We start from the raw sequence: 20,662 nt of genomic DNA, 5'->3' as shown, positions 1-20,662 counted from the left end.
CGGTCAGAGCTTGATCAGGGTGCGACCCGCCACCCGACCCTGGGTGATGGCCTCGGCGGCCTCCACCACCTGCTCCAACCCGATCTCGGTCACCGCCTGGGCGAAGAAGCTGATGGGCAGATCCCGCGCCAGTCGCTGCCACGCCAGTTGACGACGCGCCAGCGGGCACATCACAGAGTCGACCCCCTGCAAGCGCACGTTGCGCAGTATGAAAGGCATGACGCTGGTGGGCAGATCGAAGCCGCCCGCCAGCCCGCAGGCCGCCACGGCGCCGCCGTAGTTCATCTGGGCCAGCAGCTTGGCCAGCACCTGACTGCCAACTGTGTCGACGGCACCGGCCCACAGCTGCTTCTCCAGCGCCTTGGCCGGTTCCAGCAGTTCGCTGCGCGGCACTATGCGGCTGGCACCCAATGCGGTCAGCATGGCACCCTGCTCCTCGGAACGGCCGGTCAGGGCCGCGACCTGATAACCCAGCGCAGCCAGCAGGGCCACGGTGGTGGAACCCACCCCGCCTGCGGCGCCCGTCACCAGGATCTCGCCGCTCGCAGGAGTAACGCCCGCCTCTTCCAGCGCCAGCACGCAGAGCATGGCGGTGAGGCCGGCGGTGCCGATGCACATGGCCTGCCGCTCATCCAGCCCGGCCGGCAGCGGCACCAGCCAGTCGGCCTTGACCCGCGCCTGCTCGGCCATACCGCCCCAGTGTCCTTCCCCCACGCCCCAACCGGTCAGCACCACCTTGTCACCGCTCTGGTAGCGACTGTCGGCAGACTCCAGCACTGTGCCGACGAAGTCGATGCCAGGCACCAGCGGCCACTGACGCACTATCTTGCCCTTGCCGGTGATGGCCAGCCCGTCCTTGTAGTTGAGGGAGCTATGGCTCACCGCCACCCGCACCTCCCCCGCCGGCAGCTGGCTCTCGGCCAGCTGGGTCAGGGTCGCCTTGGTCTTGCCATCTTGGTTATCCAGTAACAGAGCCTTGAACATGCTTTCCTCTCGGGGTTGGGGCGCCGGCATCAGGTGCTCTGGCGCTTGTGCATTTTAAATTCGATGGTCTGGGTACCGTCTGCGGTACCTCGCCAGCCAGTTTACGCAGGATCATCTCCGCGGCCATGTCGCCCATCTTGCGATAGGGGATCTGTACCGACGTCAGGGCAGGATAACAGGCCTGTACCACATCCGAATCATCGAATCCGGCGATGGCCTGCTGATCACCTTCCTGCCGGTGTTCCTGCTGCCGATGCTGGGGGATCTCGGCTTTGCCAACACCACCTTCAGCGATGCCGACTTCGGCGTGGTGGGCATACTGCTGGGCCTGATAGTGCGCTGATGCCACTGCGTCCAGGCCAGCCTGCAGGCGCTGTCTATGGGCCGCGCCTGCTGTTAGCGGCAGCCCCAACCCCATCGACGCCGAAAATATGTGCAAACACAGTGCGTTGGATCGGATTTTCAACCCACAGCGGCAGCATCTGACGGGGTAGTGCGATATGCTGATGCGCTGACGTTCCACCCGACCTCACCCGAGGCCTCTTCCATGAAATACCTGGTAGTACAAACCAAACAGATAGGAGACGTGCTGATCTCCACAGCACTGTGCAACAACCTCAAGCAGCACGACCCCGCCGGGGAGGTTCACTATCTGGTCATGGATTACTGCGCGGGGATGGCAGAGGGGAACCCCAACATAGATCGCTTGATCGTCATCGAGAAGGCGCGCCGCAACGAGTGGCGTTACATGAAGGAGTTGCTGCTGGGCATTCGCCGCGAGCGCTACGACGTGGTGATCAACAGCCAGGGCCAGATGATAGGCCTGCTCACCTGCCTCATCTCGGGGGCAAGACTGCGGATCGGCTTCGACTCCTTCCCCTGGCGACTCGGCCACAACCGCATAGTGCGCTTTCGCCATGACACCGAGCATCAGGGCAACAGCACCCTGGTGGATGACAGATTCTCGCTGCTAAAGCCTCTGGGGCTCGCCAGGGAGGATCGCAACTACTATCTCTGGCTGAGTGAAGAAGAGAAGCAACGGGGACGGGAGACACTGCAGGCCGCCGGCATAGATCCGGGCAGGCCGCTGATCGCCATGGGGGTCAATTCCCTTGGGCACTACAAGCGCTGGCCCATCGACTGTTTCGCCGAAGTCGCACGCTGGCTGATAGAGCAGCACCACGCCCAGATCCTGATCTACTGCGGGCCGGGGGAGGAAGAGTACAACCGCAGCCTGAAGCCCTTGCTGCCCGCCGCACTGCAGGCCAGCGTATTTGACCACATACAGACCCGCTCGGTGCGGGAGCTCGCGGGCATCTTCGCCCATTGCCAGCTGTTCGTCGGCAACGACACAGGCCCGCGGCATATGGCACAGGCGCTGGACATACCGCTGCTGACCATAGTCTCTCCCCTGGGGCACTCCGCCATTGCCAATCCCGTCTCTCATCCTCGCTATCGATTCATCGATACCAATCACCAGCACCCAGAGCAGGAAGTCCTGGCCGTTCAACACCAGTTGAGCATGCTCTGGGACCAAGTGACGCTACCCCATGGCAAACCGGAAGAGCCTACCCCCGACCCAATACCAGTCAGGTAACCGACAGCGTCAGATCGTCACTTCCTCAGACGGAAGAACTCTTTCTGCCACTCATAGAGATATCCGGACCACCCCTTGGCCTTGGCCCGCAGGAATACGAGGCCGGATGAGCGCTTCCAGCTGTGCTGGAACCAGTGCGTCATATAACGCTCCGCGGCGGGCTCAAAATGAATGGCTTCCCCCTGATAGTTGTAGAAGTAATGAACGGGGGCGATCAGGGCAGCATCGCCGGACTGAGCCAGCTTGTCTGACACCAGTCTGGTCATGATCTCGGGCCCCATGTACATGGGAGAGGACATGATCTCCTCTTCGTAGAAGCGGACCAGCTCGGACAACATCACCGACTCTTTCCGGGCGTAGATGACAGCGGTGCCGACCAGCCGATCGGACTCGTAGCCTGCGCCAAACGCCACTGACTCGAAGAGCGGGAAGGGATCCTGGTTGATGGTGACATCGGTATCCAGATAGAGACCCCCTTCCTGGGTGAGGATCTTGAGGCGCAGGTAATCGGTCACGAAGGCCAGCAAACCCCGTCGGTAGCACTCCCGGGCAAAGGTGCACTCCTGGATCCAGCGCTTTATCTGTGGGTCCGTATCCAGCCACAGCTTGTAGTCGTAACCCTGCTTTCGCCAGTCGTCGATGCACACATGGGCCAGGGGAGGCAGCCGGTTGCCCAGCCAGATGGCGTGAATGGTTTTATTGGTCGCGCTCATGACTTGCCCCCGCAGTGCTTCATGTTCCACAGCGTCATTCTGATGAACCGGTAGCAGCGGTACAGCTCACGGGTCAATTTGAACCCCAGCGGTACCTTCTTCAGCTCGACCTGATTCTGGATGTCGCTACCCATGTCCCGCGGGCTGTAGATGGCATAGGGGATAAGGCCGGTGCAGATGAGACCGGTACGATAGGACTCGCCGATGAAGTTGTCGACCGAGCAGAGCCATCGCTTGCTGTGCGCCAGCAGGCGGCGGGCCCCCTGGGGCGAGATGCTGTAACCCGTGGTCCAGCAGGAGTTGTTGTGCCAGAACATCAGCTGCATGTTGTTTATGGTGGTCAATGCGCTGGCCGACCCGACCTGGGGTTCCACCTTCACATACTCATACTGCTCGTGGACCTTGGGCAGGGTCCCCAGCACTTCTTCAAAATACTGGGTAGGCAGGAAGTCATCTTCCAGAATGAGGATGGGCTCATTGAGTTCGACGCACTTTTCCCACAACAGGAAGTGGCTGGCATAACAGCCCTTCTCCCCCGGGGTCAACGGCCGGCTCCTGAAACGGATCCTGTGCTGGTCATCCGGCAAGGCCTGCAACCGCTCGGGGAGGCCTTCAAAACCATTCACCGCGTTGAAAAACTCGAAATCGATGCCTCTGGCCGCCAGGACGGACTCGACGCGACTGCGCCGCTCGACGGCCCGCTCCAGACTAATGACGTAAATTTTCATGACCTTCCTTTGCAAACTGCTTCAGTTTTCCATGCAGTGCAACCGAGTAGATGGCGCCCATGAAGACGCTGAATACCCACTGCCCGGAGCGCATGTAGAAAAAGGATTCAAAGTTGTTGATGATGAGCCAATAGATGATGAAAGAGATGGTCAGCATCTTGATGAAACGTGAAGAGAGCGAACAGGACAACACCTGACGAGCCACGGTGAAGAGCGTGCCATAGAGCACCAGGAATCCGGCAAGGCCCCAGCACACCAGAGTCTCCATGTTGGAGTTGTGCAGATGACGGAACTCCCGGGTGATGTAATCCGGCAGAGTCTTGGACAGGGTAATGACCAGTGATTGACTGCCATAGCCGGTGCCGAAGAGCGGGTGTGCCAGGAACCACTGAATGGCCTCCAGCCAGGTCTTCAGCCTCACCCCTATGCTGAAATCCCGTACCTCGGCCCAGTTGCCCGTCAAGATGGCATGCACATCCCCTTGATGCACAAAGCCTGACAGCAGCCTCTCCCTGATGAATGGGACCTGATAGAGGGCCAGCATGGTCGCCAGCAAGATGGCGTAGGTCATGACCACCTTGCGTGTTGGCCAATGCTCACCATCCCCCAGCAAGGGAAGGATAGCGAGGGAGACCGAGATGGCCAGCCAGGACTGGCGGGATTGCAGAATGATGGAGAAAATGCCGAACAACACTATGCCGAGCAGTATGCCCCCATTGGCCAGCGACAGTTTTCTGAATCTTGAGGTGAGCAGCAACAGGACGAAAAACAGAAAGCAGGCGCCCGCGATCAGGGAGCCGTGCTGGGCATTGCGGTAATTGAAATCCACCCTGGCACCGTCGAGCCCCGTCTCGAAGATGGAGAAAAAGGCCGAGTGGTAGGCAAAGGTGAAGACCACCCCGACGCAGAAGGTCAGCAGTGTGATGACGATGCGCCGCGGCTCCCCTTTCAGCCAGTAGGCGAGGCCGATGAAGAAGAAGAGGTAGGCCATCGACTTCACCGAAGGGTACTTGAGGGCATAGTCATGGACATAATATTGCGATGACACCCAGCTCAGGCACTGCACCACCACGGCCAGACAGAGCAGTTGAAAGACTCTGTTTTTTATGAAGAAAGCCCTGTCCACATAGAATGCCAGCAGGGTTGCGAAGACGATGATGGTCTGGCAGACATCGGCGATCAGCTGTATCGAATCCTTGAACAGGGTGTAACCCAGAATATTCAGGAAGATGAAGTTGCCGAACGCCTTGCCATGAAAAAAGCCGAGAAAATCGTGATTCGTCGACAGGGTCTGATCTTTCATCCCGAGCAATGTGTATTTTCCCATCAAGATTTTCTGAAGACATAGTTGCCACGGATCTTGCGCCACAACCCGAACATGTCGGTGCGGGGGAAGATGGCGATCCGGCGGATCTGGAGCGGATCCCGATGCATGGCTCTGGGGCCGCTGTTGGTGGCCACAGCATAGCGGTAGCCGGCGGCGCAGGCCTCGGCTTTCGCGCTCTCGTTCAGATCCCCGTAAGGGTAGGCAAACGACAGGAGCGGATGGCCAAGCAGCCGTTCCAGCCTCTCCTTGTTGGCCCGGATCTCGCGCGCCTGCTGCTCGGGAGCCAGCGTGCTGAGGCGCGGATGGGTCAGGGTATGTCCCCCTATCTCCACGTGACCAGAGGCCCCCAGCGCCCTTATCTCATCGCCATTCATCAGGGCCACCGGCGTATCGGGGTGGGTCGGGTGCTCCACGTCCCAGCGATTGTGATCCTCGCCTGTCACTATGTACACCACCGCCTTGTAACCATATTTTTCCAGCAGAGGCAGCATGCGGGTGAGGTTGTCACGATAACCGTCGTCGACGGTGATCATCAGGTACTTCTTGCCGTATTGCAGCCGATGGATGAAGCCCTTGTCCACCAGATCCGCGAACGTCAGCGTCTCGTAGCCGAGCCACTTCATCAGCTTGAGGTGTTTCTCGAACATGGCGACGGGCAGCCAGGTGCCGTGCACTCCCTTCTCGCTCTCATGCTCGATGAAGCGGTGATACATGATGACCGGCATCTCCCGGCGCAGGGTCTCGACCACGGCATCCTGATAGATGGACTCGAGTCCGCTCACCACCTGCTGCAAGTCATACTCCTGCCGGATGCGCTGGCGCAGGCTGTCCGGCACTTGCTTGCTGGCCAGTGACGGGGCTATCTGTCCCTTCAGCGCGGCAAAATCGATCGCCAGATCCTGGGGCCCTATGTCGCCGAAGTTGCTGGCCAGCGCCTCGTCCAGATTCTGTTCGGTCACCAGCCCTATGGCCTTGGCCTCGCCGATGGCAAACGCCGGACGACCGCACAGCAGGGCCTCCATCGCCACCCGGCCGGCTCCAATCACCAGATCGCACTGCACCAGCAGGGCGGGCACATCGTCCACATAGCCGACGAAATCGACCTTGTCCTGGAAGCGGGCAAAGCGCTCCGGCACCTTGGTACCGCTGACGACACGGACCTGGCAGGCGTCCAGATCCAGTACCTCGTCCAGCAGGCGATAGCAGAGCTCCCCCTTGGGGCCGCTCAGTCGACCTATGATGGCGATCACCGGCCTGGCGTTGTCCGGTGCCGGCACAGGCTGGAATCTGTCAGTCTCTATGCCGTTGCGCAGCACCTGCACCATGGCGGGATCCACCCCTAGGTTGTCGATGATCTGGCGGGCAATATCCTCGCACACCGCCACGGCCCGATAGCCGAGGGCGTGGAAGGCCTTGCGGGAGGCATGCACAGGCTGACGGCCATGAACTGTGGTGATCATGGGGGTGCCGGTCAGCTTGCAGGCCACATAACTGCTCCAGCCGGAGGCGCGGGAGTGGGCATGAACCAGCTGGATGTGGTGCTTCCTGATGAGATAGATGAGGTAAAACACATGCCAGAAGCGGCGCAGTATGTTGCGCTTGTTGAACCTCAGCTTGAATACGGGCCCTTGCGTGGGCTTGGTCAGGGTATCTGACACGTAAAAGACGTTGTGACCACGCCGGGTCAGCTCGTTGCCGACCGTGGTGGCATAGACCTCAGCTCCCGTGACTTCGAGCTGGGAGAGTGCCATCAATATGTTCATGCAAGCGCATCCGATCGACGGGCGGCCAGGGCCGCCCGTCAGAGGGGGATCAAGCCCGGTTCAACCAGGCCATGTAATCGGCCACGCCTTCGGCGACAGTCTTGAACTCGCCGTCATAACCGACGCCACGCAAGCGGGTCAGATCGGCCTGGGTGAAGCTCTGATAGCGACCCTTGAGGTGATCCGGGAAGGGGATGTACTCGATGGCGCCTTGCTGATGATGCTTGATCACGGCCTCGGCCACGTTCTGGAACGGCTCGGCACGGCCGGTACCGCAGTTGAAGATGCCGGAGTGCTGCGGGTTCTGCCAGAACCAGAGGTTCACCTTGCAGACGTCGTCCACATAGATGAAGTCGCGCATCTGGCCACCGTCCGGGAAGCCGTCACAACCCTCGAACAGCTTGGGATTGTCCCCCTGCTTCACCTGGTTGTTGAGGTGGAAGGCGACGGAGGCCATGGAGCCCTTGTGCTGCTCGCGCGGGCCGTAGACGTTGAAGTATTTCAGGCCCACGACCTGGGAGTCGATCTCCGGCAGCCAGCGGCGCACGTATTGATCGAACAGCTGCTTGGAGTAGCCATAGACGTTGAGGGGCTGCTCGAACTTGGGATCTTCGATGAAGTTGTCGTTGCGGCCGCCATAGGTCGCGGCGGAGGAGGCATAGATGAAGGGAATTTCCCGCTCGATGCAGTAGTGGAACAGATCCTTGGAGTACTCGTAGTTGACCTCCATGATGAACTTGCCGTTCCACTCGGTAGTCGCGGAGCAGGCACCTTCGTGGAAGATCACCTCGATGCCGCCATCCCACTCTTCAAACTCGTCACCGGAGACGATCCGCGCCTGGAACTCGTCCTTGTCCATGTAATCGGCGATGGTGAGATCGACCAGGTTGACGAACTTGGTGCCGTCGGTCAGGTCGTCGATGACCACGATATCGGTCCGTCCTTGAGCGTTCAGCTGCTTGACCAGATTGCTGCCGATAAAGCCAGCACCGCCAGTTACTACGATCATGGAGTTTGCCTCGCGTACGTTGATGGCCCCGTGTGACTGCCTGTTAAAGCTGTGTATAGTGGGCCAATTTGAAATTGCCGAAAAGTTTATCACGGGCCGCCAGGGGATTCGACCTCGGCGCACAGGGCCCGGCAGAGGGATCAGTGATGAAGACCAGAGACAGGATCATCCACAGCGCCACCGAGCTGTTCAACGATCAGGGTGAACGCAACATCACCACCAACCACATTGCCGCCCATCTCGGCATCAGCCCGGGCAACCTCTATTACCACTTCCGCAATAAAGAAGACATCATCCACTCCATCTTCGATCAATACGCCCGCCACCTGAGCGAGAGCTTCACGCCGGCCCGCAGCCACGAGATCAAGCTGGAAGATCTGATGGGTTATCTGGATGCCATCTTCTATCTGATGTGGCAGTTCCGCTTCTTCTACGCCAACCTGCCGGACATCCTCAGTCGCGACGAACCCTTGCAGCACAAGTACCTCAAGGCCCAGGAGCAGCTGCGCGCCGCCGTGGAAGCGCTGCTGAGAAGCCTGCGCGAGGGGGGCATCATAGACGTCAGCGACGAAGACCTGCCGGATCTGGGCCAGACCATCAAGATGGTGGTCACCTGCTGGATCCCCTTCCAGATTGCCCAGGCGCCCCATACCCGCATCACCAAGCCCTTGCTTTATCAGGGGGTCTTGCGGGTGCTCTTCCTGCTACGCCCCTATGTGCAGCCCCAGGTGATCGCCCAGATCCGCCAACTGGAGCAGCACTACCACCAACTGGCCCAACCAGCCGGGTGAGATCTGTTTCACAATTGTTGAATATCAGCATAATAATTTGAATTGGTGCGCAACGATTGCAGTAAAATGTTGCCCATTCCAGGGTCTGTCGACGTTTCGTCACGACCGCGACGACGTCAGTCCGTGCACCTCGCACGGCCCAAGATCCTGATAACACAGTCGACACAGTCAATGAGGACCGAGGATGTCTAACGGATTCTATCGTCACCTGGCCGAACAGCTCGAACAGGTCAAGGCGGAAGGGCTATACAAGCAGGAACGCATCATCACCTCGGCTCAGCAGGCCCAGATTGCGGTGGGCGGCGAGCAGGTTCTGAACTTCTGTGCCAACAACTACCTGGGGCTGGCCAACCACCCGGATCTTATCGCCGCCGCCCATCAGGGACTCGACAGCCACGGCTTCGGCATGGCCTCGGTACGCTTCATCTGCGGTACCCAGGACCAGCACAAGGCGCTGGAGCAGAAACTGTCCGCCTTCCTCGGCACCGAGGACAGCATTCTCTACTCCTCCTGCTTCGATGCCAACGGCGGTCTGTTCGAGACCCTGTTCGGCGCTGAAGACGCCATCATCTCAGATGCACTCAACCACGCCTCCATCATCGACGGCGTGCGGCTGTGCAAGGCCAGGCGCTATCGTTACGCCAACAACGACATGGCCGAGCTGGAAGCCCAACTCAAGCAGGCCAACGCCGATGGCGCCCGCTTCAAGCTGATCGCCACCGATGGCGTCTTCTCCATGGACGGTGTCATCGCCGACCTCAAATCCATCTGCGATCTGGCGGACAAATACGACGCCCTGGTGATGGTGGATGACTCCCACGCGGTGGGCTTCATCGGCGAGAACGGCCGCGGCACCCACGAATACTGCGGTGTGCTGGACAGGGTCGACATCATCACAGGCACCCTGGGCAAGGCGCTCGGCGGCGCCTCCGGCGGCTACACCTCCGGCAAGAAAGAGGTGATCGACTGGCTGCGTCAGCGCTCCCGTCCCTACCTCTTCTCCAACTCCCTGGCTCCCTCCATCGTCTCGGCCACCATCAAGGTGATCGACATGCTGGCCGAGGGTCACGCGCTGCGGGCCAGCCTGAAAGCGAACAGCGAGTATTTCCGCACCCGGATGAGCGCCGCCGGCTTCACCCTGGCCGGTGCCGATCACGCCATCATTCCGGTCATGCTGGGGGATGCCAAGCTGGCCGCCGAGATGGCGAGCCGGATGCTGGCGGCCGGCATCTACGTGGTGGGCTTCTCCTTCCCCGTGGTGCCCAAGGGCCAGGCCCGCATTCGCACCCAGATGTCCGCCGCCCATACCCGCGAGCAGCTGGACAAGGCGATCGATGCCTTCATCCGCATCGGCCGCGAGCTCGGTGTGATTTGATCACATGGCTAGCTGATTAAAACGGGGGCCAAGGTTGGGCCCCATTTTATTACCCTCTGTACCCGGCGCAGCGCCGTGAGGAATCTGTCATGAAAGCACTCTCCAAACTCAAATCCGAAGTCGGCATCTGGATGACGGACGTCCCGGCTCCCGAGCTCGGCCACAACGATCTGCTGATCAAGATCCGCAAGACCGCCATCTGTGGCACCGACATGCACATCTACAACTGGGACGAATGGGCCCAGAAGACCATACCCGTGCCCATGGTGGTCGGTCATGAATACGTGGGCGAGGTGGTGGCAGTCGGTCAAGAAGTGCGCGGCTTCGCCGTGGGGGATCGCGTCTCAGGCGAGGGCCACATCACCTGCGGCCACTGCCGCAACTGCCGCGCCGGTCGCACCCACCTGTGCCGCAACACCATAGGGGTCGGCGTCAACCGCCCGGGCTCCTTCGCCGAATACCTGGTGATCCCGGCCTTCAACGCCTTCAAGCTGCCGGACAACATCCCCGATGAGCTGGCCGCCATCTTCGACCCGTTCGGCAACGCCGTGCACACAGCCCTCTCCTTCGATCTGGTGGGTGAAGACGTGCTCATCACCGGCGCCGGCCCCATCGGCATCATGGCTGCCGCCGTCTGCCGCCATGTGGGTGCCCGTCACGTGGTGATCACCGACGTCAACGAATACCGCCTCGAATTGGCCCGCAAGATGGGCGCCACCCGTGCCGTCAACGTGGCCAAGGAGAAGCTCTCCGACGTGATGGACGAACTCGGCATGACCGAAGGCTTCGATGTGGGGCTGGAGATGTCAGGCGTGCCCAGCGCCTTCCAGGACATGATCGACAAGATGAACCACGGCGGCAAGATTGCCATGCTCGGCATTCCCCCCTCCACCATGGCCATCGACTGGAACAAGGTGATCTTCAAGGGACTGTTTATCAAAGGGATTTATGGTCGCGAGATGTTCGAGACCTGGTACAAGATGGCCAGCCTCATCCAGTCAGGCCTGGATCTCAGCCCCATCATCACCCATCACTTCCACATCGATGACTTCCAGCAAGGCTTCGAAGCCATGGGGTCAGGCAAGTCCGGCAAGGTGATCCTGAACTGGGATTGATGAGCCGTGGATGTCATGTGCAAAGGCCCGGTCCGGCACCGGGATCCTGAGTGGAGACAAGTCAGCCTTTTTCACGGCTGATTGCAAAAACCCGGCGAAAGCCGGGTTTCTTTTTGCTCTTGCCTTGCCTGCTGCCCCTGCTGCCGCAGAAACTTTGTTTGCAGATTGCTTAACACTTCACACACAAGCGTTTAAATGCCTGTAACTATTCGGTTATAATCCCGTCGTTTTCTAGGGATAATAAGAGCCTGCTGGGAGTACATGAGCGTGTTGAAAAAACTGAGCTATTTGCTGGCTGCCGGGATGGCGGCCGCCACCCTGTCCGGCGCCGTCTTTGCCGCCGATGAGATGTCGACGGAAGCCATTGCCGAGCGCATAGCCCCGGTCGGCCAGGTCTACACCGCCAAGGATCTGGAAGGCATTGCGACGGCCGCGGCCGCCCCTGCCGCCGCCTCCTCCGGTCCCCGTGATGGCGAGACAGTGTTCAAGGGCGCCTGCTTTGCCTGCCACGATACCGGCGCGGCCGGCGCGCCCAAGCGCGGGGACAAGGCTGCCTGGGAACCACGCATCGCCCAGGGGTTCGACACCCTGCGCAAGCATGCCATCGAAGGCTTCACCGGCAAGGCCGGCATGATGCCGGCACGGGGCACTTGCGCGGCCTGTAGTGACGAAGAGATCGAAAACGCCATTCACTACATGATCGACAAGCTCTAAGTGGTTGAAAGGGCTCCTATTGCAGCCCTTTCAATCCAATCACTTCCGACTACGCTTGTAGGTGAGTTTATTCGGGAGTATTGCATGTCAGTCCAGCCCCTCACACCGCCAGATCCCCCCCCCTTGCTGGCGGTCGTTTCTTCCATCATGGATTTTCCCGCGCCCGGCATCGCCTCCCCTGAGGATTACGCCAGACTGGTAGAGCAGCTGGGCAGACTCTGCCCCCTGCAGCACTTTGCCATGCTGGGGCTGGCCGATGGAGGCCTGCACTGGCTGTATGCACATCAGCTGCCCGAGGCGTTCAAGCAACAGCTGGGGCGTGAAGAGCCCCGTCTCACCGAACAGCTCACCCGACTCGATGAACATCAGGGATGGTGCGTGCAGGCGGTGGAGCACTATGAGGTGCAATGGCTGCTGGCCCGCGGCGCCCCCGAACAGACCCCGACCCTGAGATTGCTGCTGGAGTGTCTGGCCAAGCGCCTGCACGAAACCCAGACCGGCACCCAGCTGGCGGGGCAAGCCTCCCCCCTGATGCAGCGGGATCCCCAATGGCAGCAGAAGATTGAAAAAATCAGCCGTATCATGCGGTTGGCCCACAATCTGCCGCAGCATGCCCTGTTTTCCCAGCTGGAGGCCGTGCTGCGCCAGATGCTGGCCGTCAATGACATGCTGCTGGTCCGCCTCGACAACCAGCGGCTGGAGAAACTCTATCCGACGCGGCTCGCCTACGATGACGACGTCATCAGGGCCCTGTGCCACAGCACCAACAGCATAGAGCGCAGCGAGGCCGGGTTGTTCTGGCACAGCCTGCCCCTGCGACAGCAGCAACAGTATTTCGCCCACCTCATCATCAATACGGCCCAGCCGCTGGAAGCCGATGACAGGCTGTTCCTCGACTTTCTGCGCCACCAGTTGACCCTGCTGCTTGAGCTCAAGAGAGTCAGGCAGCAGCTGGATGAACTCAACTCGGAAGAGTCCATCAACCAGCGGCTCCAGCAGCTGCGCCAGACCAACCTGCGGTTGCAGAAACGGCTCAGACATCATCAGGAGCTGGAGCGGCGACTCCAGTTCAATGCGCTGCATGACCCGCTTACCCAGCTGCCGAACCGGGCCCTGCTGATGAACCACCTCCACCATGCCATGACCCGTTACCGCCGTTACCAGACGGCCGGCTTCACCCTGATCTTCGCCGACGTGGATCATTTCAAGCAGGTCAATGACGCCCTGGGCCACAGTGCCGGCGACCAGCTGCTGCAGGAGCTGGCCAAGCGTCTGCAGAGCTGCATCCGGCAAAATGACATGGTGGCCAGGCTGGGAGGCGACGAGTTCGTCATCTACCTGGACAACAGCCAGCAGGAGGAGGACGTCAGCCCCGTACTCAACCGCATTCTAGGCCGCATTGCCCACCCGTTCCGGCTTCAGGGCAATGAGCTGACCGTCACCGTCAGCCTGGGGGTGGCCAGCGTGTCGGAGCAGACCACGGACATCAGCGAGCTGCTGCACCAGGCCGATCTCGCCATGTACCAGGCCAAGCGCAATGGCCGCAGTCGCATCGTCATGTACTCAGACGCCTGCATGGAACACTCAGGCTCGCCGGAAGAGCGGCTGTTCAGGGCCTTGCGGGAAGGCAGGATAGTGCCCTACTTCCAGCCGGTGATCAGACTGAAAGAGAGTCGTCTGGTGGGGCTGGAGGTGATGGCGCGCTGGATCACCGAGGAGGGAGAACTGAAGGATGCCTTCGACTTCATTCCACTGGCCGAGCAGTGCGGCCTCATTCAGGATCTGGATCGCCAGATCCTCAGGCGCACCTGCCAGCAGCTGAAGGGCTGGCTGCAGATTTCGGACGGCGGTCGCTTCAAGATATCGCTCAACCTGTCCGGCAAGCACCTGGCCAGCCGCGAGCAGATCATGGCGCTGGTCCACATCATGGAGGAGGAGGGGGTGATGCCCGGCTACTTCATCTTCGAATTCAACGAGCGGGAGCTCTCCAGGCAGAGTGCCGACTCACTCACCTCGCTCCATGAGCTCAGGGCCAAGGGGATTCAGATCAGCCTGGACGACTTCGGGACCGGCTTCTCCTCCCTCAATGCCCTGTTCCACTTCCCGGTGGACTACATCAAGGTGGATGACAGCTTCACCCATCGCATGCTGAACTCCCCCAAGGACCTGGCGCTGATCCGTGCCATGCGGGACATCTGTCAGGATCTCGACTTCACCCTGGTGGTCGAGGGCATAGAGAACCAGCAGCAGTTGCAGAAGCTGATCGAGCTGGGCTGCGCCCTGGGACAGGGGCGCCACATATCCCCGCCTCTGCCAGGATCCGACATCATACCGCTGCTCACCCAGGCAGAGCCCCCGGCCGAACCTTCACTCAATCCTTCTTGAACAGGGCCCTCAGGTTGGCGACTCCGACCTGCCCCTTCTGCTGGCGCTCCTCGGCCGTCACCTTCTTCTGGTTTTCCCACTCCAGATCGTCCTGGGGCAGCTCCAGCAGGAAGCGGCTCGGCTCGGGACGCACCGACTCGCCATACTGACGCCGCTCCTTGCAGAGGGTGAAGGTCAGTTCGGTCTGGGCCCGGGTGATACCCACGTAGGCGAGACGACGCTCCTCCTCCACGTTGTCCTCGTCGATGCTGGTCTGGTGGGGCAGCAAGCCCTCCTCCATGCCCACCATGTAGACATAGGGAAACTCCAGCCCCTTGGAGGCGTGCAGTGTCATCAGCTGCACCTGATCCGCATCGTCTTCCCCTTCGTTGCGCTCCATCATGTCCCGCAGGGTGAGGCGAGTGACCACCTGGGCGAGCGTCATGGCCTCTTCCAGCTCGTCCCCCTCCAGCATCTCGGTGATCCAGCGATAGAGGGTGGAGACGTTCTGCATCCGCATCTCGGCCGCCTTCGGGCTGGGGGAAGTCTCATAGAGCCACTCCTCGTAGTGGATCTCCTTGATCATGTCCCGCACCGCCTCCACCGGGTTGCCCCGCTGCGCCTGATCGCCGAGCCGAACCAGCCAGTTGGTAAAGGCCTGCAAAGCCACCAGACCACGGCCGGAGAGGTGCTGCTCCAGCCCCAGCTCGAAGCTGGCGGCAAACAAACTCTTGCCGCGCTGGTTGGCGTACTGCCCCAGCTTCTCAAGCGTGGTGGGGCCGATTTCCCGGCGCGGCAGGTTGACCACCCGCAGGAAGGCGGTGTCCTCGTCCGGATTCACCAGCAGCTTTAGATAGGCCATGATGTCCTTGATCTCGGTGCGGGAGAAAAACGAGGTGCCGCCGGAGATACGGTAAGGAATCCGGTTGGTCATCAGCGCCTTCTCGAAGATGCGCGACTGATGGTTGCCCCGATAGAGGATGGCGTAATCCTTGAACCGGGTGCGATTCATGAACTTGTGGCCCATCATCTCAGCGGCGATCCGCTCCGCCTCGTGCTCCTCGTTCTTGGCGAACAGCACCTTGACCGGCACCCCGTAGTCGAGCTCGGAGAAGAGCGCCTTGTCGAACACATGGGGGTTGTTGGCGATCAGTATGTTGGCGCATTTCAGAATACGCCCCTTGGAGCGATAGTTCTGCTCCAGCTTGATGAGCTTGAGGCTGGGGAAATCCTCGTTCAGCAGCACCAGGTTCTGCGGCTTGGCACCGCGCCAGGAGTAGATGGACTGATCGTCATCCCCTACCACTGTGAAGCGGGCCCGCTCGCCGACGATCTGCTTCACCAGCTCGTATTGGCTGGTGTTGGTGTCCTGATACTCGTCGACCAGCAGGTAGCGGATCTTGTTCTGCCAGCGGGTACGCACCTCCTCGTTGTTCTTCAGCAGCAGGGTCGGCATCACGATGAGGTCATCGAAATCCAGCGCGTTGTAGGCCACCATCTGGCGGTGATAGCGCTCGTAGAGCTGGGCCATCAGCACCTCTTCCGGCCCCCGGGCGATGCGCATGGCGCGCGCCGGCAGTATGAGGTCGTTCTTCCAGTTGGAGATCTGGGTGATGAGGGCCGAGAGCTTGTCTTTGTCGTTGTCCAGCTCCGCCTCGGTCAATTCTTTCAGCAGCGCCAGCTGATCGGTGTCGTCGAACAGGGAGAAGTTTGCCTTGAGATTCAGACTCTTGTGCTCGCGACGTATGATGTCGAGACCCAGAGTATGGAAGGTGGAGACCATGAGCCCCCGCGCCTCCTTGCGACCCAGGGTCTGGCCGACCCGCTCCTTCATCTCCCGCGCCGCCTTGTTGGTGAAGGTGACGGCCGCTATGTTGCGGGCGTTATAGCCGCACTGCTGCACCAGGTAGGCGATCTTGTTGGTGATGACGCGGGTCTTGCCCGATCCGGCACCCGCCAGCACCAGGCAAGGGCCGGAGACAAACTTGACCGCTTCGTTCTGATTGGGGTTGAGCTTCATGGGCCGGATCTCTTGGCTTATGATGAGGGGCGGCATTGTAACAGAGATCCCGCGGGCAGCCGAAACCGGACACAGGATCCCGCCACTTCGCCTTGTGTTTGCCCGTCATTTTCCGGATCATGACCGACTTTTCCAGAGGAGATGAGGGGAGCATGAATCAGCAAGAGCACGCCCGATTGCGTAGCCAGTTTCCGGCCCTGGCTCAGGAGGTGAACGGTCACCCTCTGATCTATCTGGACAACGCCGCAACCACTCAGAAGCCGCAGGCGGTGCTGGATGCGATCAATCACTACTACAGTGCCGACAACGCCAATGTGCACCGCGCCGCCCATGCCCTGAGCGGCCGTGCCACCCGCGCCTTCGAGGCAGCCCGCGAGACGGTCGCCCGCTTTATCAATGCGCCCCGCAGCCATGAGGTGATCTGGACCCGCGGCACCACCGAGGCGATCAATCTGGTGGCCCAGAGCTGGGGGATGAGCGAGCTCAAGGCGGGGGACGAAATCGTCCTCAGCACCCTGGAGCACCATGCCAATATAGTCCCCTGGCAGCTGATTGCCGAACGCACCGGCGCCCTTATTCGGGTCATTCCGCTGGATAAGCGCGGGGATCTGGATATGGAGGCTTACCTGACCATGCTGGGGCCGCGCACCCGACTGGTGAGCGTGGCCCACGTTTCCAATGCCCTCGGTACCGTCAATCCGGTGGAGCAGATAGTGGCGGCCGCCAAGGTGGTTGGTGCCCTGACCCTGATCGACGGCGCCCAGGCGGTGGCCCACCTCGAGGTGGATGTGCAGGCCATTGCCTGCGACTTCTATGCCTTCTCCGGTCACAAGCTCTATGGCCCGACCGGCATAGGCGTGCTCTGGGGCAGAACCGAATTACTGGAGCGCATGCCGCCTTGGCAGGCGGGAGGCGAGATGATCGACAGAGTCAGTTTCAGCGGCACCACCTTCAATACCCTGCCCTTCAAGTTCGAGGCGGGCACTCCCCATATTGCCGGGGCCATAGGGCTCGCCGCCGCCATCGACTTCGTCAGGGCGCAAGACAGAGCTGCTCTGGTGCGCCATGAGCAGGCACTCACCGACTATCTGGTGACAGGCTTGCGCCAGGTGCCGGGCCTGCGCATCATCGGTGAACCGGCACAACGGGCAGGGGCTGTCTCCTTCCTGCTGGACGACATCCACCCCCAGGATGCCGCCACCCTGCTCGACATGCAGGGGATAGCACTGCGGGTCGGCCATCACTGCGCCATGCCGTTGATGGAGAGCTTAGGGATCGGCGGCACCATGAGGGCCTCGCTGGCCTGCTACAACGATCGGGATGATGTGGATGCCCTGCTGGCAGCCCTGCACAAACTAAGTGACTTCTTCTAAGGCAGACAAACCCATGAGCAGCCTAGCAAGCTATACCCAGATCGGCCTTGAGCCCAACGCCGACACCATCCGCCAGCAGTTTGCTGCCACCCACGGCTGGGAGAACCAGTACCGACTCATCATCCAGCTCGGCAAACAGCTGCCCGCCCTGCCTTCCGAGTGGCAGACCGAAGATAACCGTCTAAAAGGGTGTGAGAGCCAGGCCTGGCTAAAGAGCGAAAAGGGGGAGGATGGCTGCTGGCACTTTGCCTGTGATTCCGATGCCCGCATAGTGCGCGGCCTCATCGTCATCGTACTGGCGGCGCTCAATCATCAGACCGCCGACACTATCCAGACATTTGACGTGGATGGCTATTTCAGCGAACTGGGGCTCGAGAAACACCTGAGCCCGTCACGAGGTAACGGGCTCAGGGCGATCGTGCTGGCGATTCGGGCTCAGGCCTCCGCCTGATCCCCGGCCACCGGCGGCTGCGATATATCCTCGCGACTGTCCATGAGGGCGGCACGCTCCACCCTCGCGCCCCGCTCGGCAATCTTCTTCAATACCCGGGAGGCGGCCACCAGACCGAAGGTCGCCGTCACCGGCGTCACGGCGCCAAAGCCGGAGGCGCAATCCATCTTCATGTTGCCGTCGCTGGCCGCCTTGGCCTGACAGGTGCCGCCCTGGCCATCCGGGTAACTCAGCTGCTCGGTTGAGAAGACACACTCCACCCCGAATTTGCGCGCCGGATTCTTGCTGAAGTTGTGCAGCCGGCGCAAGTCGGAGCGCACCTTGGCGGCCAGCGGATCCTGAATGGTCTTGGCCAGATCCGCCACTGTGATTTGGGTCGGATCCATCTGCCCGCCAGCACCGCCCGCTACTATCACCGGGATCTTGTTGCGCTTGCAGAAGGCAATCAGCGCCACCTTGGCCTTGACCGAATCGATGGCATCCACCACATAGTCAAACTCCCGCTTGATATGCTCGGCCAGGTTATCGGCGGTGACGAAATCGTCCACCTCGATCACCTCGCAATCCGGATTGATGGTACGAATGCGCTCGGCCATGACTTCTGTCTTGAGGCGGCCGACCGTGCCCTGCATGGCGTGGATCTGACGATTGGTGTTGGTGATGCAGATGTCATCCATGTCGATCAGGGTGATCTGATTGATGCCGGCACGGGCCAGCGCCTCGGCTGCCCAGGAGCCGACCCCGCCTATCCCCACCACGCAGACCCTGGCCTGGCTGAAGGAACCAAGAGCGCTCTGACCATAAAGACGGGCAATGCCCCCGAATCGCTGTAGATATTCTGCTTTCATACCACCACCTTGCTTGAGGGCGGCCATTATAGCGGCAACCACGGTCAGCGGCGATGATCGGGTGATAATGGTGTTGATCCGAGGGGGAAATGAGTAGTGTCTGGATTCTTGAAACGAAAAAAAGCCCAGTCTTTCGACTGGGCTTTCTAAATAGTGGCGGAGCGGACGGGGAGGCGGACACGGTCCGGCTCAAGCACAAGGTGCCACAGGTAGGGACCGAGTTGCCAGTGGCAAGTCGCAGCCCTGTCTGTGGTCCCTTGTTTCCTTAATCCCGTTCGCGAATATCCAAAAGCAAAAAGGCCTTCCCGTGAGGGAAGGCCTTTCAAATTAGTGGCGGAGCGGACGGGACTCGAACCCGCGACCCCCGGCGTGACAGGCCGGTATTCTAACCGACTGAACTACCGCTCCGCTGTCTGGTTAGCATTTTGCTAAATTGTCTGCCGTTTCAACGAGGTGTCATCCTCTCGGCCAATCATGCAATGTGTGCACAACTGTTTAATTGGGTGCCTGGCAGTGTCCTACTCTCGCATGGCGAATGCCACACTACCATCGGCGCTACCGCGTTTCACTTCTGAGTTCGGCATGGGATCAGGTGGTTCCACGGCGCTATGGCCGCCAGGCAAATTCTTAATCTAGAAAGCTGACGTGAGTAATGATGTCGCTCGTGGCTTCATCACTATCACTGAATTAGTTAGTAGTTCATACACTTGCTACAAGGCCCAGAACACTTCTTGGGTGTTGTATGGTTAAGCCTCACGGGTAATTAGTATGGGTTAGCTCAACACGTCGCCGCGCTTACACACCCCACCTATCAACGTTGTGGTCTCCAACGGCCCTTTAGGACCCTCAAGGGGTCAGGGATGACTCATCTCAGGGCTCGCTTCCCGCTTAGATGCTTTCAGCGGTTATCGATTCCGAACTTAGCTACCGGGCAGTGCCACTGGCGTGACAACCCGAACACCAGAGGTTCGTTCACTCCGGTCCTCTCGTACTAGGAGCAACTCCCTTCAATCATCCAACGCCCACGGCAGATAGGGACCGAACTGTCTCACGACGTTCTGAACCCAGCTCGCGTACCACTTTAAATGGCGAACAGCCATACCCTTGGGACCGACTTCAGCCCCAGGATGTGATGAGCCGACATCGAGGTGCCAAACACCGCCGTCGATATGAACTCTTGGGCGGTATCAGCCTGTTATCCCCGGAGTACCTTTTATCCGTTGAGCGATGGCCCTTCCATTCAGAACCACCGGATCACTATGACCTACTTTCGTACCTGCTCGACCTGTCCGTCTCGCAGTTAAGCTGGCTTATGCCATTGCACTAACCTCCTGATGTCCGACCAGGATTAGCCAACCTTCGTGCTCCTCCGTTACTCTTTGGGAGGAGACCGCCCCAGTCAAACTACCCACCAGGCACTGTCCGCGAGCCCGATTCAGGGCCCTGCGTTAGAACATCAAACATACAAGGGTGGTATTTCAAGGACGGCT

17 protein-coding genes, 1 tRNA gene, 2 rRNA genes and 1 pseudogene (1 of these 21 running past the window's edge) are annotated in these 20,662 nt (G+C 60.3%); 9 read left to right on the top strand and 12 right to left on the bottom strand.

From position 1 onward, the window contains the following. Nucleotides 1–3: 3 nt before the first annotated feature. Both ACFWHB_RS00455 and ACFWHB_RS00450 read right to left on the bottom strand, forming a co-directional pair. Complete coding sequence (locus tag ACFWHB_RS00455) at nt 4–984, bottom strand: acrylyl-CoA reductase (NADPH) (protein ID WP_395949256.1); 981 nt, start codon at nt 982–984, stop codon at nt 4–6. Next, nucleotides 959–1,174, bottom strand: coding sequence for a substrate-binding domain-containing protein (locus tag ACFWHB_RS00450; protein WP_395950159.1), 216 nt, complete (start codon nt 1,172–1,174; stop codon nt 959–961). The genes ACFWHB_RS00455 and ACFWHB_RS00450 overlap by 26 nt, the downstream gene beginning before the upstream one ends. Before the next feature lie 21 nt (nt 1,175–1,195). Here ACFWHB_RS00450 and ACFWHB_RS00445 point away from each other — a divergent pair. Both ACFWHB_RS00445 and ACFWHB_RS00440 read left to right on the top strand, forming a co-directional pair. After that, nucleotides 1,196–1,327, top strand: a pseudogene (locus ACFWHB_RS00445) (PTS ascorbate transporter subunit IIC); the annotation flags it as partial. 204 nt (nt 1,328–1,531) lie between these two features. Beyond that, nucleotides 1,532–2,581, top strand: coding sequence for a glycosyltransferase family 9 protein (locus ACFWHB_RS00440; RefSeq protein ID WP_326490108.1), 1,050 nt, complete (start codon nt 1,532–1,534; stop codon nt 2,579–2,581). A gap of 17 nt (nt 2,582–2,598) precedes the next feature. On the opposite strand, the gene ACFWHB_RS00435 is transcribed toward ACFWHB_RS00440, so the two are convergent. The 5 genes from ACFWHB_RS00435 to rfaD are packed head-to-tail and all read right to left on the bottom strand — an operon-like array spanning nt 2,599 to nt 8,121. Further along, complete coding sequence (locus ACFWHB_RS00435) at nt 2,599–3,294, bottom strand: glycosyltransferase family 32 protein (RefSeq protein WP_163138122.1); 696 nt, start codon at nt 3,292–3,294, stop codon at nt 2,599–2,601. Continuing rightward, entirely contained in the window at nt 3,291–4,022 is a 732-nt protein-coding gene (locus ACFWHB_RS00430) for a glycosyltransferase family 25 protein (protein WP_395949255.1), read from the bottom strand. Before ACFWHB_RS00430 ends, ACFWHB_RS00435 begins: the two co-directional genes overlap by 4 nt. After that, nucleotides 4,003–5,349, bottom strand: coding sequence for an O-antigen ligase family protein (locus tag ACFWHB_RS00425; RefSeq protein ID WP_395949254.1), 1,347 nt, complete (start codon nt 5,347–5,349; stop codon nt 4,003–4,005). The genes ACFWHB_RS00430 and ACFWHB_RS00425 overlap by 20 nt, the downstream gene beginning before the upstream one ends. Further along, nucleotides 5,349–7,112, bottom strand: coding sequence for a polysaccharide deacetylase family protein (locus tag ACFWHB_RS00420; protein WP_395949253.1), 1,764 nt, complete (start codon nt 7,110–7,112; stop codon nt 5,349–5,351). The genes ACFWHB_RS00425 and ACFWHB_RS00420 overlap by 1 nt, the downstream gene beginning before the upstream one ends. A 49-nt stretch (nt 7,113–7,161) precedes the next feature. Further along, nucleotides 7,162–8,121, bottom strand: coding sequence for an ADP-glyceromanno-heptose 6-epimerase (gene rfaD, locus ACFWHB_RS00415; RefSeq protein ID WP_025325251.1), 960 nt, complete (start codon nt 8,119–8,121; stop codon nt 7,162–7,164). A 146-nt stretch (nt 8,122–8,267) separates the two neighbouring features. Between rfaD and ACFWHB_RS00410 the strand changes: the two genes are divergently transcribed. The 5 genes from ACFWHB_RS00410 (at nt 8,268) to ACFWHB_RS00390 (ending at nt 14,501) form a co-directional block, all read left to right on the top strand. Then, on the top strand, nt 8,268–8,912 hold the full coding sequence (locus ACFWHB_RS00410; RefSeq protein WP_025325250.1) for a TetR/AcrR family transcriptional regulator: 645 nt from the start codon (nt 8,268–8,270) through the stop codon (nt 8,910–8,912). Between the two features lie 184 nt (nt 8,913–9,096). After that, nucleotides 9,097–10,287, top strand: a complete 1,191-nt coding sequence (locus tag ACFWHB_RS00405) for a glycine C-acetyltransferase (protein ID WP_163150214.1) — start codon at nt 9,097–9,099, stop codon at nt 10,285–10,287. 89 nt (nt 10,288–10,376) lie between these two features. Further along, nucleotides 10,377–11,402 carry an L-threonine 3-dehydrogenase gene (gene tdh, locus ACFWHB_RS00400; RefSeq protein ID WP_395949252.1) on the top strand — a complete coding sequence of 342 codons (1,026 nt, stop codon included), beginning with the start codon at nt 10,377–10,379 and terminating at the stop codon, nt 11,400–11,402. Nucleotides 11,403–11,663: 261 nt separating this feature from the next. Then, nucleotides 11,664–12,116 carry a c-type cytochrome gene (locus ACFWHB_RS00395; protein ID WP_005327368.1) on the top strand — a complete coding sequence of 151 codons (453 nt, stop codon included), beginning with the start codon at nt 11,664–11,666 and terminating at the stop codon, nt 12,114–12,116. 84 nt (nt 12,117–12,200) lie between these two features. Continuing rightward, nucleotides 12,201–14,501 carry a putative bifunctional diguanylate cyclase/phosphodiesterase gene (locus ACFWHB_RS00390; protein WP_395949251.1) on the top strand — a complete coding sequence of 767 codons (2,301 nt, stop codon included), beginning with the start codon at nt 12,201–12,203 and terminating at the stop codon, nt 14,499–14,501. Here the strand turns inward: ACFWHB_RS00390 and rep are convergent. Next, nucleotides 14,488–16,500, bottom strand: coding sequence for a DNA helicase Rep (gene rep / locus ACFWHB_RS00385; protein ID WP_163150223.1), 2,013 nt, complete (start codon nt 16,498–16,500; stop codon nt 14,488–14,490). The genes ACFWHB_RS00390 and rep overlap by 14 nt on opposite strands. Before the next feature lie 152 nt (nt 16,501–16,652). On the opposite strand from rep, the gene ACFWHB_RS00380 reads away from it, so the two are divergent. Both ACFWHB_RS00380 and ACFWHB_RS00375 read left to right on the top strand, forming a co-directional pair. Further along, nucleotides 16,653–17,873: a cysteine desulfurase gene (locus ACFWHB_RS00380; RefSeq protein ID WP_395949250.1), complete on the top strand. Its 1,221-nt coding sequence runs from the start codon at nt 16,653–16,655 to the stop codon at nt 17,871–17,873. Between the two features lie 13 nt (nt 17,874–17,886). Continuing rightward, on the top strand, nt 17,887–18,324 hold the full coding sequence (locus ACFWHB_RS00375; RefSeq protein ID WP_395949248.1) for a SufE family protein: 438 nt from the start codon (nt 17,887–17,889) through the stop codon (nt 18,322–18,324). On the opposite strand, the gene tcdA is transcribed toward ACFWHB_RS00375, so the two are convergent. The 4 genes from tcdA to ACFWHB_RS00355 form a co-directional block, all read right to left on the bottom strand. Beyond that, nucleotides 18,309–19,172, bottom strand: coding sequence for a tRNA cyclic N6-threonylcarbamoyladenosine(37) synthase TcdA (gene tcdA / locus ACFWHB_RS00370; RefSeq protein ID WP_368169763.1), 864 nt, complete (start codon nt 19,170–19,172; stop codon nt 18,309–18,311). The genes ACFWHB_RS00375 and tcdA overlap by 16 nt on opposite strands. A gap of 331 nt (nt 19,173–19,503) precedes the next feature. Further along, nucleotides 19,504–19,580, bottom strand: a tRNA-Asp gene (locus ACFWHB_RS00365). A 97-nt stretch (nt 19,581–19,677) separates the two neighbouring features. After that, nucleotides 19,678–19,792 (bottom strand): 5S ribosomal RNA (gene rrf, locus ACFWHB_RS00360). A 122-nt stretch (nt 19,793–19,914) separates the two neighbouring features. Beyond that, nucleotides 19,915–20,662, bottom strand: a 23S ribosomal RNA gene (locus ACFWHB_RS00355); it runs 2,142 nt beyond the window's last position.

Source organism: Aeromonas mytilicola subsp. aquatica (assembly GCF_044336385.1).
In the GTDB taxonomy this organism is placed as follows: domain Bacteria; phylum Pseudomonadota; class Gammaproteobacteria; order Enterobacterales; family Aeromonadaceae; genus Aeromonas; species Aeromonas rivipollensis.
The sequence above is the reverse complement of the archived record's forward strand: the minus strand, read 5'-3'. Positions and strand labels throughout refer to the sequence as shown.

What these genes read in the sequence shown, in the direction of transcription:
- ACFWHB_RS00390 (WP_395949251.1), top strand. Translation starts at nt 12,201, where the DNA reads ATGTCAGTCCAGCCCCTCACACCGCCAGATCCCCCCCCCTTGCTGGCG.
- ACFWHB_RS00425 (WP_395949254.1), bottom strand. Translation starts at nt 5,349, where the DNA reads ATGGGAAAATACACATTGCTCGGGATGAAAGATCAGACCCTGTCGACG.
- ACFWHB_RS00380 (WP_395949250.1), top strand. Translation starts at nt 16,653, where the DNA reads ATGAATCAGCAAGAGCACGCCCGATTGCGTAGCCAGTTTCCGGCCCTG.
- tdh (WP_395949252.1), top strand. Translation starts at nt 10,377, where the DNA reads ATGAAAGCACTCTCCAAACTCAAATCCGAAGTCGGCATCTGGATGACG.
- tcdA (WP_368169763.1), bottom strand. Translation starts at nt 19,172, where the DNA reads ATGAAAGCAGAATATCTACAGCGATTCGGGGGCATTGCCCGTCTTTAT.
- ACFWHB_RS00395 (WP_005327368.1), top strand. Translation starts at nt 11,664, where the DNA reads ATGAGCGTGTTGAAAAAACTGAGCTATTTGCTGGCTGCCGGGATGGCG.
- ACFWHB_RS00410 (WP_025325250.1), top strand. Translation starts at nt 8,268, where the DNA reads ATGAAGACCAGAGACAGGATCATCCACAGCGCCACCGAGCTGTTCAAC.
- ACFWHB_RS00405 (WP_163150214.1), top strand. Translation starts at nt 9,097, where the DNA reads ATGTCTAACGGATTCTATCGTCACCTGGCCGAACAGCTCGAACAGGTC.
- ACFWHB_RS00435 (WP_163138122.1), bottom strand. Translation starts at nt 3,294, where the DNA reads ATGAGCGCGACCAATAAAACCATTCACGCCATCTGGCTGGGCAACCGG.
- ACFWHB_RS00375 (WP_395949248.1), top strand. Translation starts at nt 17,887, where the DNA reads ATGAGCAGCCTAGCAAGCTATACCCAGATCGGCCTTGAGCCCAACGCC.
- ACFWHB_RS00420 (WP_395949253.1), bottom strand. Translation starts at nt 7,112, where the DNA reads ATGAACATATTGATGGCACTCTCCCAGCTCGAAGTCACGGGAGCTGAG.
- ACFWHB_RS00430 (WP_395949255.1), bottom strand. Translation starts at nt 4,022, where the DNA reads ATGAAAATTTACGTCATTAGTCTGGAGCGGGCCGTCGAGCGGCGCAGT.
- ACFWHB_RS00455 (WP_395949256.1), bottom strand. Translation starts at nt 984, where the DNA reads ATGTTCAAGGCTCTGTTACTGGATAACCAAGATGGCAAGACCAAGGCG.
- rfaD (WP_025325251.1), bottom strand. Translation starts at nt 8,121, where the DNA reads ATGATCGTAGTAACTGGCGGTGCTGGCTTTATCGGCAGCAATCTGGTC.
- ACFWHB_RS00440 (WP_326490108.1), top strand. Translation starts at nt 1,532, where the DNA reads ATGAAATACCTGGTAGTACAAACCAAACAGATAGGAGACGTGCTGATC.
- rep (WP_163150223.1), bottom strand. Translation starts at nt 16,500, where the DNA reads ATGAAGCTCAACCCCAATCAGAACGAAGCGGTCAAGTTTGTCTCCGGC.